The sequence below is a fragment of the Pseudonocardia sp. ICBG1293 genome (genome assembly GCF_020131355.1).
Classification (GTDB): domain Bacteria; phylum Actinomycetota; class Actinomycetes; order Mycobacteriales; family Pseudonocardiaceae; genus Pseudonocardia.
The window spans coordinates 87,444-100,166 of sequence record NZ_JAHLEL010000054.1; the positions used below are offsets into that span (position 1 = coordinate 87,444).

Sequence of the window (12,723 nt, forward strand, 5' to 3'; positions counted from 1 at the left end):
GTGCGAGGTGGTGTCGGGGCACCCGCTGCCTCACCCCGACGGCGGGTGCCCGGGGCGCACCCCGGCCGTGGCCGTGGCCGCCGCTGCGGCGGCGCTCGCGTAGGCCGCGGCGGCCGGGATCTGGTCGGCGCCGAAGACGACGTGCCCGACGGCGGCACGGTCGCCGACCGCGGCCGCGACGGCGGCGACGTCGCCGCTGCCGAAGCCTCCGCAGAGCTCCACCAGGGTGACCCGCTCGTCGCGGACCAGACCGGCGGCGACGTCGGGCGCGTCCGCGGTGGACGCGACGGCGACGACCAGCGACCGCTGCCCGCCGGACTCCAGCACGAGGCGGTCGCGTGCCGGGTCGGCGCCGGGGTGCTCGAACAGGTAGGCCCAGCGGGCCGTCTCCGTGGTCATGCAGCGATCGTCGGAGCTGAACCCGGCTTCAGGTCAAGGGCTCCGGGCGCACCGTCCGGAGCGACCTCCGCCGCACGCCCCCGGCATCGTTCCGGGGCACAATGACCATGATGTCGATCCTGCTGCTCGGCCCCGTCTCCGTCACCGACGGCAACGGGTGCGAGCTGCTGCCCGCGGGCCCGCGGGTCCGGGGGCTGCTCGCCCGCCTCGCCCTCGACGCCGGGCGCCCGGTCGGCACCGCGACCCTGGTCGACGCGCTCTGGGGTGAGCAGCCCCCGTCGACGGCGAACGCCCTGCAGTCGCTGGCCACCCGGCTGCGCCGTGCGCTCGGTACCGAGCGCATCCGCTCCACGGCGGGCGGCTACCTGCTGGCCGCCGACCCCGACGAGGTGGATGCGCTGCGGTTCGCCGCGCTGCGCCGGACGGCGGCCACCGAGCCCGACGACGCCCGTGCCCGCGCCCTGCTCGGCGAGGCCATCGGGCTGTGGCGCGGCCCGGCCCTCGACGGACTCGGTGACCTGGCGTTCGCCGGCCCGGCCGCGGCCCGGCTCGCCGACGCCCGCGCCACCGCGGCGGAGGAGCCCGCCGCACGCGGGCTGGCCTGCGGGATACCGGCGGCCGGGCTCGACACCCTGACCGAGGTCCTGGACCGGCAGCCACTGCGCGAGACCGCGGCCGTCGCGCTGGCCCGTGGGCTGCACGCCGGCGGGCGCCGGGCGGACGCCCTGGCCGTCCTCGACCGGACCCGGGCCGCGCTGGCCGACGAGCTCGGCGTCGACCCGGGGCCGGAGCTGATGCGGGTGCGCACCGCGCTGCTGCGCGACGACCCGCCGGGGCCCGTCCGGCCCGTGACCGCCGGCGCGGGGCGGGTGGCGCCCTCCGCGGCGACCCCGTCCGCGGTGGCGCCGCCGTCCCGCAACGGCCGGGCGCCCGCGCCACGGGCCCTGCCGCTGACCTCGTTCGTCGGCCGTGAGACCGACCTCGCCCGGGTCCGTGCGCTGCTGGGCACCGCGCGGCTGGTCACCGTGGTCGGGCCGGGCGGCGCGGGCAAGACCCGGCTGTCCCAGGAGGCCGTGCGCGACGCCGGCGCGGGCGTCGCCGTCGCCGAGCTGGCCGCGCTCACCGGCGGTGACCAGGTGGCGCCCGCGGTGCTGCACGCCGTCGGCGGGCCCGAGCTGGCCGTCGGCGAGCGTGGCGGACCGGACGCCAGGACCCGGCTCCGGACGGCGCTGGCCGGGCGGGAGCTGCTGCTGGTCCTCGACAACTGCGAGCACCTGGTCGGCGACGTCGCCGACCTGGTCCACGACCTGCTCGGCACCGAGCCAGGGCTGCGGGTGCTCGCGACGAGCCGGGAGCCGCTGGGGGTGCCCGGCGAGGTCCTGCACCCGCTGGGCTCGCTCGCCCCGGGCCCGGCCGCACGGCTGTTCGCCGAGCGGGCCGCCGCCGTCCGGCCCGGGTTCACCCTCGACGGGCACGAGGAGGTCGTCGCCGGGATCTGCGCCCGCCTCGACGGCCAGCCGCTGCCGATCGAGCTGGCCGCCGCCCGGGTGCGCAGCATGACGCCCGCGGAGATCGCCGACCGGCTGGCCGACCGGTTCCGGCTGCTCGTCACCGGGGCCCGTACCGCGCTGCCGCGGCACCAGACGCTGCGCGCGGTCGTGGACTGGAGCTGGGAGCTGCTCTCCCCCGCCGAGCGCCTGTTCGCGACCCGGTTCGGGGTCTTCGCCGGACCGGTCACCGCGGGCACCACCGAGGCCGTCTGTGGCAACGAGGCGTTCGAGCTGCTGCCGGCGCTGGTGGAGAAGTCGCTGGTCGTCGCCGTCCCGGACCCGGACGGCGGCGCCACCCGGTACCGGATGCTGGAGACGATCCGCGAGTACGCCGCGACGCTGCTGGACGGGTCCGGCGAGCGGGACGCGGTCGTCGCCGCGCACGCCGACCACCTGCTCGCGCTGCTGGAGCCGGGCGAGCCGCGGCTGCGCACGGGTGAGCAGCTGGACCAGCTCGCCGTCATCCGCGCGGTCGAGGGCGAGGCCGTCCGCGCGCTGGAGCGGACGGTCGCGGCCGCCGAGCCCGACCGGGCCCACCGGCTGTTCGCGGCGCTCGCCTGGAGCTGGCTCGTCCGCGGCGACCACGCGTCGCTGCAGCACTGGTCGGACCGGGTGGCGACGGTCCCGGCCGGTGATCCGTCACCCGCGCTGGCCCTCACCCGGGCGCTGCGGGCGGTGGTGCTGGCCGCGTTCGCCCCCGATCCCGACGCCGCCCGCGCGGAGGTCGCGGCCGTCGCCGCGCTGCGGGAGCAGCTGCCCGCACCCCGGCACCCGCTCGTCGAGCTGGTCGGGCCGGTGACCCGGGTCTTCGACGCCGCTGACCGCGCCCCGCTCCAGGATCTCGCCGACGGCGACGGCCCGCCCTGGCTACGGGCGATCGCCGCGCAGGTGATCGCCACGGATGCGGAGAACACGGGCGACCTCGTCGTGCAGCGCGACCGGCTGCGGACGGCACACACGCTGTTCGCCACGGTCGGGGACCGCTTCGGCCTCGGCATGACGACGTTCGCGCTGGGTGAGCTGGAGGACCTGGCCGGCGACCACGACGCCGCCCGCCGGGCGTGGACCGAGGCGGTGGAGCTGTCGTCGTCACTCGGCAACGCCGACGACGTCCCGCAGTACCGGATGCAGCTCGCCGCGCTCGCCGCCCGCCGGGGTGACGGGCCCGCCGCCTGCGAGCACCTGCGGCGCGCCGTCGAGGACGGGCCCGCCGAGCCCCAGGTCCGGGTCTGGACGACCTGGACGCGCGCCGAGGTCGAGCTGCGGCTCGGTGACCCGCAGCAGGCGCTGGACCTGCTCGCCGATGCCGACGGGCTCACCGGCCCCGGCCCGGGGCAGCTGCAGCGGCAGGCGGTGGTGCACGGCCTCGTCGCGGCCGCGCTGCTCGCGCTCGGCCGTCTCGACGAGGCCCGGGAGCACGTGGTGCTCGCCGCGCACGCCGCCGTCGCGGCCGAGGACGGCCCGGTGCTCGGCCGGACCGCGGAGGTCGCCGCCCGCTGGGCCCTGAGCTCCGGTGACGCCGAGCGGGCCGGCGAGCTGCTCGGCGTGGCCGAGGCCCGGCGCGGGACGCTGCACCTGGGCGACCCGGACGTCGTCGCCACCCGGGACGGGGTGCTCGCGCGGCTGGGCCCGGCCGCGGCCGGCGCGGCGGCCGACCGGGGCCGGGCCACCGCGCGGGACGTCCCCCCGGTGCCGTGAGCGCTCAGGCGCTGCGGCGGTAGAGCGCGACCGCGAGCGGCGCGAAGATCGCGATCAGGACGGCGGAGGCCAGCAGCGACACCGTCGCCGCCCCGCCCGCGGGTGCACCGTCGAGCAGGGCGCGCACGGCGTCCGCGGTCCGGGACACCGGGTTGACCGCGGCGAAGCCCTGCAGCCAGCCCGGCATGGTCTGCGTCGGCACGAACACCGAGCTCGCGAACGTCAGCGGCAGCATGATCAGCGCGGACAGGCCCTGCACCGAACGGGGCTGGCGCACCACCATCGCGAGCGCGGTGAACACCCAGCACAGGCCGAACGCGAACGCGACGACCAGACCGAACGCGGCGAGGATCCCGAGCGGGCCCGCCGGGGTGCGGTACCCGAGCGCGAACCCGAGCACCAGCATGATCACGCCGGAGGTCACGTAGCGGACGAGGTCCGCGCCGATCGCGCCGACCAGCGGGGCCGCCCGCGAGATCGGCAGGCTCCGGAAGCGGTCGAAGATCCCGGTCTTGAGGTCCTCGGCCAGGCCGACGCCGGTGCCCGCGGAGGCGAACACCACCGTCTGCAGCAGTACACCGGGCAGCGCGTAGTGCAGGTAGTCGGCGCTGTTGCCGGCGATCGCGCCGCCGAAGACGTAGACGAACAGAAGCAGGAAGACGACCGGCTGGAGCGTGATGTCCAGCAGGGCCTCCGGGGAGTGGACGGTCTTGACGATCCCGCGGCGGGCCAGCGCCAGCCCGTGCCGCAGGGTCGAGGGCAGCAGCGGGGCGGAGGTGGACGCCCGGCCGGACCGCGGGGTCGTGGGCGGGGTCTGGAGGGTGGTGGTCATCGGATGTCTCCGGAAGGGGTCTCGGCCGCGTGGCCGGTGAGGGACAGGAAGACGTCGTCGAGGCTGGGCAGCCGCACACCGAGCTCGGCGACGGCGACCCCCTCGGTCAGCAGGCGGTCCTCGGTGCGCCGCAGCGCCCCGTGGTCGGTGACGGCCGCGGTGACCTCACCGGACGGCTCGACCGTCGGCTCGGCGCCGGTCTCCTGCGCGACGACGGCGGCGACCAGCGGCGCCTCGCGGGCCAGCTCCGGACGCACGTGCAGGCGTCGCCCACCGGCACGGGACTTCAGCTCCGCGGCAGTGCCGGAGGCGATCACCCGGCCCCGGTCCAGCACGACGAGATCGTGCGCGAGCTGGTCGGCCTCCTCCAGGTACTGGGTCGTGAGCAGGACGGTGACCCCGTCCTCGGCGAGGCGGCGTACGGCGTCCCACACCTCGTTGCGGTGCAGCGGGTCCAGGCCGGTGGTGGGCTCGTCGAGGAACAGCACCTGCGGGCGCCCGACGAGGCTCGCGGCCAGGTCGAGCCGCCGGCGCATGCCGCCGGAGTAGGTACCGACGCGCCGACCGGCGGCGTCGGTGAGCCCGAAGCGGTCGATCAGCTCGACGGCCCTGGCCCGGGCGGCGGCGCGCGGCAGGTCGAGCAGCCTGCCGATCAGGTACAGGTTGTCGCGTCCGGTCAGGGCCTCGTCGACGGCGGTGTACTGACCGGTGAGGCCGATCAGCGGGCGGACCCCGGCGGCGTCGGCGACGACGTCGTGGCCGAGCACCGCGGCCCGGCCCCCGGACGGCGGGAGCAGGGTGGCCAGCATGCGGACGGTCGTCGTCTTGCCCGAGCCGTTGGGGCCGAGCAGCCCGAGGACCTGGCCACGCCGGGCGGAGAAGGAGATCCCGTCGACGGCGCGGACGTCCCCGAAGGTCCGGACCAGGCCGTCGACCTCGATTGCGGGAGTGTTCATGGGATCGAGCGTGCGCCCGGGCGCTGACACGGCCCTGGTGCGGCGCTGGCACCGCGGTGACAGCCGCGGGGCGGCGGGACGAACGCGACGAGCCCGGCCCCGTCGCCACCCCCCGACCGTGGCGACGGAACCGGCCCGTCTCTCCCCCCGCGCCCCGGCGATGCTCCCCAGCCCGCCGTGACGCGAGTACGACGGTATCCGTGTGCACCGGGGTCGCGGATCGGTCGAACTACCGATCTCTTACCCCGGCGGCCTCCTACCGGGGTAGGAGGCCGTGGTCATCCCTCGGCGCGCTCGGCGGCCTCGAGCCACTCCAGCTCGACGCCCTCGCGCTCGGCCACGACGGCCTTCAGCTCCCGGTCCAGCTCCATCAGCCGGTCGGGCCGGGTCGCGGCCTCGGCCAGCTCGGTGTGCAGCCCGGCCTCCCGTGCGGTGAGCTGTTCCATCCGCCGTTCCAGGCGCTGGGCGTCCTTGCGGGCGGCCCGCTGCTGGGCGGCGCCCACCTTCGGCCCGGCCGCCCGCGCCACGGGTGCACCCGCCGGCACCGGCGCGGTCGGCGCCGCCCCGGCCGGACCGTGGCCGGTGGCGGCGCGGCGGGTCAGGTACTCGCCGATCCCGCCGGGCAGGTGGGTGAGGTGCCCGTCGCCGAACAGCGCGACGACCTGGTCGCACACCCGCTCGGTGAGGTACCGGTCGTGGCTGACGACCACCAGCGTGCCCGGCCAGCCGTCGAGGAGGTCCTCCAGACCGGCGAGGGTGTCGACGTCGAGGTCGTTGGTGGGCTCGTCGAGGAGCAGTACGTTCGGCTCGTCCATCAGCAGACGGGTCAGCTGCAGCCGCCGCCGCTCACCGCCGGACAGGCGTCCGACCGGCGTCCACTGGCGGGCCGCCGGGAACCCGAGCCGCTCCAGGACCTGCGACGCGGTCATCTCCTGCTTGCCGAACCGCACGTACTTGGCGACGGCCTCGGTGGCCTCCAGCACGCGCATCTCGGCGGGCAGGTCGACCAGCTCCTGGGACAGCTGGGCCATCTTCACGGTGCTGCCCTGCACGCGCCTGCCGGAGTCGAGCGGGCGCTCGCCGGACAGGGCTCGCAGCAGCGTCGTCTTGCCGGAACCGTTGATCCCGACGATGCCGACACGGTCGCCCGGGCCGAGCCGCCAGGTGACGTGGTCGAGCAGGGTCCGTCCGGCGACGGAGACGGTCGCGTCCTCCAGCTCCAGCACGGTGCGTCCGAGCCGGTTGGTCGCGAACGCCATCAGCTCGACGGTGTCGCGCGGGGCGGGCACGTCGGCGATCAGGGCCTCGGCGGCTTCGATCCGGTACCGGGGCTTCGACGTGCGGGCGGGCGGACCGCGCCGCAGCCAGGCCAGCTCCTTGCGGGCCAGGTTGCGGCGGCGCTGCTCGGCGGCGTCGGCCTGCCTGCCACGCTCGGCACGGGCGTAGACCCAGTCGGCGTAGCCGCCGGTGTAGGACTCGACCCTCCCGTTCGCGACCTCCCAGGTGCGGGTGCAGACGGTGTCGAGGAACCAGCGGTCGTGGGTGACGACGACGAGCGCGATCCGCCGCGCCGTGAGGTGCGTCGCGAGCCAGCCGATGCCCTCGACGTCGAGGTGGTTGGTGGGCTCGTCGAGGACGACCAGGTCGAGCTCCCCGATCAGCGCCGCGGCGAGCGCGACCCGGCGCTTCTCGCCACCGGACAGGCCGTCGGTGGGCCGCTCGATGTCGGAGATCGCCAGCCCGTCCAGGACGTCGCGGACCCGGGCGTCGGCGGCCCACTCGTGGTCCGCGCCGTACTCGGCGAGGACGATGTCGCGCACCGTCGACCCGGCCGGGAAGCGGTCGTGCTGCACCAGGTGCGCCATCCGCAGGCCGCCGAGCCTGCTGACCCGGCCGCCCTCGACCGGGCGGTCACCGGTGATCACGTCGAGCAGGGTCGACTTCCCGCCGCCGTTCAGGCCGACGACGCCGATCCGGTCGCCGCGCTCGACGCCGAGCGAGACGCCGTCGAGCAGGACGCGGGAGGCGTCACCGGGCACGTGCGCGGTGACGTTCTCCAGGTTGAGCAGGTTCTCGGGCAACTACATCTCCACCATCGGGCAGGGCAGGTCTCAGGCACGGACCGGGGGCCACGAGCCGGAGCTCGAGGGACCACCGCGGTCGGGGGGGTGGTCGCCGCCGTTCTCGGAGGTGTCGACGACGCGGGCGCCGCCGGCCGGACCGTGGGCGACCCGCACCGTCCGGCACACCCCCATGCCGGCGAGCTCGGTCGCGACCTCGACGGCGGAGTCGGCGTCGGCGCACAGGAACGCGCACGTCGGCCCGGACCCGGACACCAGTCCGGCGAGCGCTCCGGAGTTGACCCCGGCGCGCAGCGTCCGGCGCAGGTCCGGGGCCATCGAGACGGCGGCGGCCTGCAGGTCGTTCCCGAGGTTCAGCGCGAGACGGCGCGGATCACCGGAGGACAACGCCTCCAGGACCGGCTCGACCGGCCGCTCGGTGACCGGACCGTCGCCGCGGAGCCGGTCCAGCTCGGAGAACACCGCCGGGGTGGAGAGCCCACCGCGGGCGAGCGCGATCACCCAGTGCAGCCGGTGCCGGGCCAGCACGGGAATGATCTTCTCGCCGCGGCCGGTGCCGAGGGCGGTGCCACCGTGCAGGCCGAAGGTCACGTCCGAGCCCAGCTCGGCGGCCAGCTCGAACAGCTCGTCGCGGCCCAGCTCCAGCCGCCACAGCGAGGACAGCGCGACGAGGGTGCCCGCCGCGTCCGCGGAGCCGCCCGCCATACCGCCCGCGACCGGGATGCCCTTGCGCAGGGTCACCCGGACGTCCGGCGCACGCCCGGCCCGCTCCGCGAGCAGCTCGACCGCCCGCCAGGCCAGGTTGGTGGCGTCCAGCGGCACCTCGGCGACGCCGTCGCCGTGCACCTCCAGCGCCGGCTCCTCCGCCCGCTCGACCGAGATCTCGTCGAACAGGCTGACGGCGTGGAAGACCGTGACGAGGTCGTGGAAGCCGTCCGGCCGCACCCCGCCGACGGCGAGGTGCAGGTTGATCTTCGCGGGAACCCGGACGGTGACCGGTCGCGGCACGGCGGACAGCACCGCTCAACCCTACGGGCAGCGCGGGACGGGCCGCCGCCGCCCGGCTCCCGGGGTGGCCGGGCTCACCGGCCGGCCGGGTTGCTCGATCCGTCCGGCCCGACCCCGTCTGCCCGACCCCGCCGATCCGACCCCGACAGACCCGCTCGACCCATCCGACCCCAGCCGATCCGGCCCCAGCGCTGCGGCGCCGGGTGCCGCGGCAGGGCGATCAGCCCCGTTCACGGGCACCCCTTCCCCGGCGAATCCGCTTACCCGGTAAGCGAATTCGGAGAATCGGTACCGGCCCGGGCCGAGCAGGGCCGGGCCGAGCAGGGCGGCACTGCCGTGGGGTGGCCACTGGTCACCTCCCGCCCCACCGGCGGTGGCCGCTGGCCACCTCCTGGCCCCACTGACCCCACTGACCCCACCGGCCCCACCGGGGGCGGAGCCCCCAGGGCCCCGCTCCGGACACCGGACACCGGCCTACCCGACACCGCCGGCCCACCGACACCGCAGGCACCGCCGGCCCACCGCCGACGCCGGCCCCCGGCACCGTGTCTCGGAATTCGCTTACCGAGTAAGAGGTCGCGCGGATTGGTTGGTGATCATGGACGTCGTGCAGGTCGGGCGTTCCAGCGGTGTGTGGTCCAGGCCTGCCGAATCAAGCTACGGAGTGTGACGATCGTGTCGGCGAGGTCGAAGAACGCGTCGACGACGATTTCTCGTCGTTCGTAGCAGCGCTGCAGCCGGTTGAAGCTGTTGTGCCAAGCGTTGGTCCGCTCGACGTGCCAGCGGCGGGTGGCCTGGATCGGCGCTTTCTCACCCTTGTGCGCGATCTCGCCGTGCAGGCCTCGTTCGGCCAGCGTGTCGCGGGTCTTGCCGGAGTCATAGCCGGCGTCGAGGTGCACGGTGATGTCGTCGGGCAGCGGGCCGAGAGCATCGAGGCGGTCGAGGGTGGGGCCCAGTAGCGGGGAGTCGTGCCGGTTGGCTCCGGCCAGGACTCGGCCCAGCGGGATGCCGTATCCCTCGACGAGCACCGAACGTTTCATACCCTGTTTGCGCCGGTCCACCGGCGACGGACCGGCGACCTCGCCGCCGCCGGGGGCCTTGGTGATGGCGCCATCGACGGCGATGTCGTGCAGCAGCAGACCGACGATGCGGTCGTAGGCGTCCAGGACGATCCGACGCAGCTGGGCGAAGACCCCGAGCCTGATCCACTCGTCACGACGATCGCGGATGGTGGTCGCCGAGCAGGTGCTGTCAGCGATGCCCTCATACGAGCAGCCGAACCGCAGTACCTGCAGGAGCTTGTCGAACACGATCCGATCCGCGATCCGGCGGCGATGGCAGCCCAGCGGATGGGTGGGATCGAACTCGTCTCGATGAGGCAGCAGCGCGGTGAACTGGTCCCACAACGGCTCGGTCAGCCATGATGGCAGGGTGGGCACGCGGCCTCCAGACGATCACGAAGCGTAGATAACTTCATGATCGGCAGGCCCGTACCCGCCCTCGCCCCCAGACACTCGACCGCGGCCAAGCTGTGACCAATCCGCGCGACCTCTAAGCGAATCAGGTTGACGGGCCCCGCGACCGCCCGGCGCGAGCCTCACGTCCGGACCACCTGACCGAACACCCGGCCCACCTCCGACGCCACTCCCGGAGGACACCCTGTTCCGGAGGAGTCGCTACCGGGTGGGTGAGTCGGCGGAGGCGGCGGGCTCCGTGTCGGCGCGGCGCTCGGCCAGGTGACGGGGCGTCGCGAAACAGGCGACCGCCACGACCCCGATCACCAGCACGGCCGCGGGCAGCAGCATGGACTGGGCCATCGCCGTCGCGAAGGGGGCGCGCAGTGCCTCGGGCAGCGGGCCGCCGGCGGCCGCGACCTCGGGGGAGCCGCCGGTCGCCGACGCGCCCGGGACGAGCGCCGCGATGCGCGACTCCATGAGCACCGCGATGCCCGCGCTGCCCAACACCGCGCCGACCTGGCGGGTCGTGTTGTAGACGCCCGATCCGGCCCCGGCCTGGTCCATCGGCAGGTTGCGGGTGGCGCTGGTGGAGATCGGCGCCCAGACGCACGAGTTGGAGATGCCGAGCAGGGTGAGCGGCAGCAGCAGCTGCCAGACCGGGGTGTCCGGGCCCATCACCCAGGCCAGCCAGGCCAGCGCGATGACGAACGTGGACATGCCGAAGCCACCGATCAGCCGCGGGTGGACGCGGTCGGTCAGCCGCCCGGTGTACGGCGCGAGTGCCCCGGAGAAGATCGCGAGCGGCGCGAGAAGGAGCGCGGCCTCGGTCGGGGTGAAGCCGCGCACGCTCTGCGCGTAGATCATCAGCGGGAAGCCCTGGGCGGTGATGGCGAAGCCGACCGTGCAGATGGCGACGTTGGCCAGCGAGAAGTTCCGGTCCCGGAACAGGCGCAGCGTGACCAGCGGCTCGCTCGTGATCACGCGCTGCCACCCGACGAACGCCACCAGCACGACGACGCCGCTGCCGATCAGCGCCCAGATGCCGGCACCCCAGCCGAACTTCTGCCCCTCCTGGATACCGAAGACCAGCAGGAACATGCCCGCGGCGGACAGCACCACGCCGACCACGTCGAAGCGGCGGCGCGACGTCTCGAGGGCAGGCACCAGCCGCCACGCGGCCACGAAGGCGACCACTCCGACCGGGACGTTCACGAAGAAGATCCACTCCCAGCCGAGGCCACCGACGAGGAGCCCACCGACGATCGGCCCGGTGAGCGTCGCGACGCCGGCCACGGCGCCCCACAGGCTCATCGCGCGCCCGCGCTGGGCCGCCGGGAAGGTCCGGGTGATGACCGCCATCGTCTGCGGCGTCATCATCGCCGCGCCGAGTCCCTGCGCGACCCGCGCGACGATCAGGGCGCCGACGGTCGTCGTGAGCCCGCACCACAGCGAGGCCAGCGTGAACACCGCGAGCCCGCACAGGTAGACGTTCTTGGGCCCGAACCGGTCCCCGAGCCGGCCGGTGACCAGCAACGGGAGCACGTAGGCGAGCAGGTAGGCGCTGGTCACCCAGACCACGGAGTTGACGTCGGCGTCCAGCGAGGTCAGGAGCGCCGGCGTCGCGACGGTGACGATCGTGGCGTCGACCAGGATCATGAAGAACCCGATCACCAGCGCCCACAGCGCGGGCCACGGGCTCGTCCCGTCCGCGCTGACCACCTGTTCCCTCGCCCGTGTCACGGCGCCATCATGCGCTGCCCCGGCCGCGGTCCACTCAGGCGGGAGGGGGCCCCGGCGGGCGGTTCCGGGCGATCCGGGCGAAGTCGGACACCGACAGGGTCTCGGCGCGGGCGGTGGGGTCGACACCGGCCGCGCGCAGGGCCTGCTCGGCCTCGGCGGCCGAGCCGGCCCAGCCGGACAGTGCGCCGCGCAGCACCTTGCGACGCTGGGCGAACGCCGCGTCGACGACCGCGAAGGTGGCGGCCCGGTCGGCGCCCGCGGGCGGCTCGTGCCGGGTGAAGGCGAGCAGCCCGGAGTCGACCCCGGGGACCGGCCAGAACACCGCACGCGGGACCGGCCCGGCACGACGGGCGGCGGCGTACCAGGCGAGCTTGGCGCTGGGGGCGCCGTACTCGCGCGAACCGGGTCCGGCGGCGAGCCGGTCGGCGACCTCGGCCTGCACCATGACCAGCCCGGTCCGCAGCGAGGGCAGCTCGGCGAGCAGGTGCAGGATCACCGGCACCGCGACGTTGTAGGGCAGGTTCGCGACGATCGCGGTGGGCGGTGCCGCGCCGGGCCCGGCGTCGGCCGCGAGCCGGTCCGCGCCGACCCGCATCGCGTCGGCACCGGTGACGGTGAGACGACCGGCCAGCTCGGGCGCCCGCTCGGCGACGGTGTCGGGCAGCAGCCCGGCCAGCACCGGATCGATCTCCACGACGTGCACCCGGGCCGCGACCGGCAGCAACGCCAGAGTGAGCGAGCCCAGACCGGGGCCGACCTCGAGGACGACGTCGTCGCCGTCGACGCCTGCGGACCGCACGATCCGGCGGACGGTGTTGGCGTCGTGGACGAAGTTCTGGCCGAGCTTCTTGGTGGGGCGCAGACCCAGCCGGTCGGCCAGCACCCGGACGTCGGCCGGGCCCAGCAGGCGGGTGGTGCCGGCGCTCGGGCTCGGTGCGCCGTCGGTCCCGTGGTCGCTCACGGGGTCATTCTCGCCGGGTGGGCCGGGCGCGCGGCGCGCGG

Annotated in this window: 9 protein-coding genes; 1 reads left to right on the plus strand and 8 read right to left on the minus strand. The window is 75.4% G+C overall.

The features are described 5' to 3' along the window. Positions 1-30: 30 nt before the first annotated feature. Positions 31-399 carry a DUF6506 family protein gene (locus KPF47_RS31110; protein ID WP_224392344.1) on the minus strand — a complete coding sequence of 123 codons (369 nt, stop codon included), beginning with the start codon at positions 397-399 and terminating at the stop codon, positions 31-33. Between the two features lie 110 nt (positions 400-509). Between KPF47_RS31110 and KPF47_RS31115 the strand changes: the two genes are divergently transcribed. Next, positions 510-3,647, plus strand: a complete 3,138-nt coding sequence (locus KPF47_RS31115; protein ID WP_224392345.1) for a BTAD domain-containing putative transcriptional regulator — start codon at positions 510-512, stop codon at positions 3,645-3,647. A gap of 4 nt (positions 3,648-3,651) precedes the next feature. On the opposite strand, the gene KPF47_RS31120 is transcribed toward KPF47_RS31115, so the two are convergent. The 7 genes from KPF47_RS31120 to rsmA all read right to left on the minus strand — a co-directional run bounded on the left by KPF47_RS31120 (position 3,652) and on the right by rsmA (position 12,682). After that, the gene (locus tag KPF47_RS31120; protein WP_224392346.1) at positions 3,652-4,479 is read right to left on the minus strand and encodes an ABC transporter permease; all 828 of its coding nucleotides are present in this window, start codon (positions 4,477-4,479) and stop codon (positions 3,652-3,654) included. Continuing rightward, positions 4,476-5,435, minus strand: coding sequence for an ATP-binding cassette domain-containing protein (locus KPF47_RS31125; protein ID WP_224392347.1), 960 nt, complete (start codon positions 5,433-5,435; stop codon positions 4,476-4,478). The genes KPF47_RS31120 and KPF47_RS31125 overlap by 4 nt, the downstream gene beginning before the upstream one ends. A gap of 278 nt (positions 5,436-5,713) precedes the next feature. Continuing rightward, entirely contained in the window at positions 5,714-7,516 is a 1,803-nt protein-coding gene (locus KPF47_RS31130; protein WP_224392348.1) for an ABC-F family ATP-binding cassette domain-containing protein, read from the minus strand. A gap of 30 nt (positions 7,517-7,546) precedes the next feature. Beyond that, the gene (locus KPF47_RS31135; protein WP_224392349.1) at positions 7,547-8,536 is read right to left on the minus strand and encodes a 4-(cytidine 5'-diphospho)-2-C-methyl-D-erythritol kinase; all 990 of its coding nucleotides are present in this window, start codon (positions 8,534-8,536) and stop codon (positions 7,547-7,549) included. Positions 8,537-9,120: 584 nt separating this feature from the next. Further along, positions 9,121-9,963, minus strand: coding sequence for an IS5 family transposase (locus KPF47_RS31140; protein WP_224386276.1), 843 nt, complete (start codon positions 9,961-9,963; stop codon positions 9,121-9,123). Between the two features lie 237 nt (positions 9,964-10,200). Continuing rightward, a complete protein-coding gene (locus tag KPF47_RS31145; RefSeq protein WP_224392350.1) occupies positions 10,201-11,721 on the minus strand; it encodes a DHA2 family efflux MFS transporter permease subunit in 1,521 nt (506 codons plus the stop codon). Positions 11,722-11,755: 34 nt separating this feature from the next. Beyond that, a complete protein-coding gene (rsmA, locus tag KPF47_RS31150) occupies positions 11,756-12,682 on the minus strand; it encodes a 16S rRNA (adenine(1518)-N(6)/adenine(1519)-N(6))-dimethyltransferase RsmA (RefSeq protein WP_224392351.1) in 927 nt (308 codons plus the stop codon). Between the last annotated feature and the right edge of the window lie 41 nt (positions 12,683-12,723).

What these genes read in the sequence shown, in the direction of transcription:
- KPF47_RS31125 (WP_224392347.1), bottom strand. Translation starts at nt 5,435, where the DNA reads ATGAACACTCCCGCAATCGAGGTCGACGGCCTGGTCCGGACCTTCGGG.
- KPF47_RS31110 (WP_224392344.1), bottom strand. Translation starts at nt 399, where the DNA reads ATGACCACGGAGACGGCCCGCTGGGCCTACCTGTTCGAGCACCCCGGC.
- KPF47_RS31115 (WP_224392345.1), top strand. Translation starts at nt 510, where the DNA reads ATGTCGATCCTGCTGCTCGGCCCCGTCTCCGTCACCGACGGCAACGGG.
- KPF47_RS31120 (WP_224392346.1), bottom strand. Translation starts at nt 4,479, where the DNA reads ATGACCACCACCCTCCAGACCCCGCCCACGACCCCGCGGTCCGGCCGG.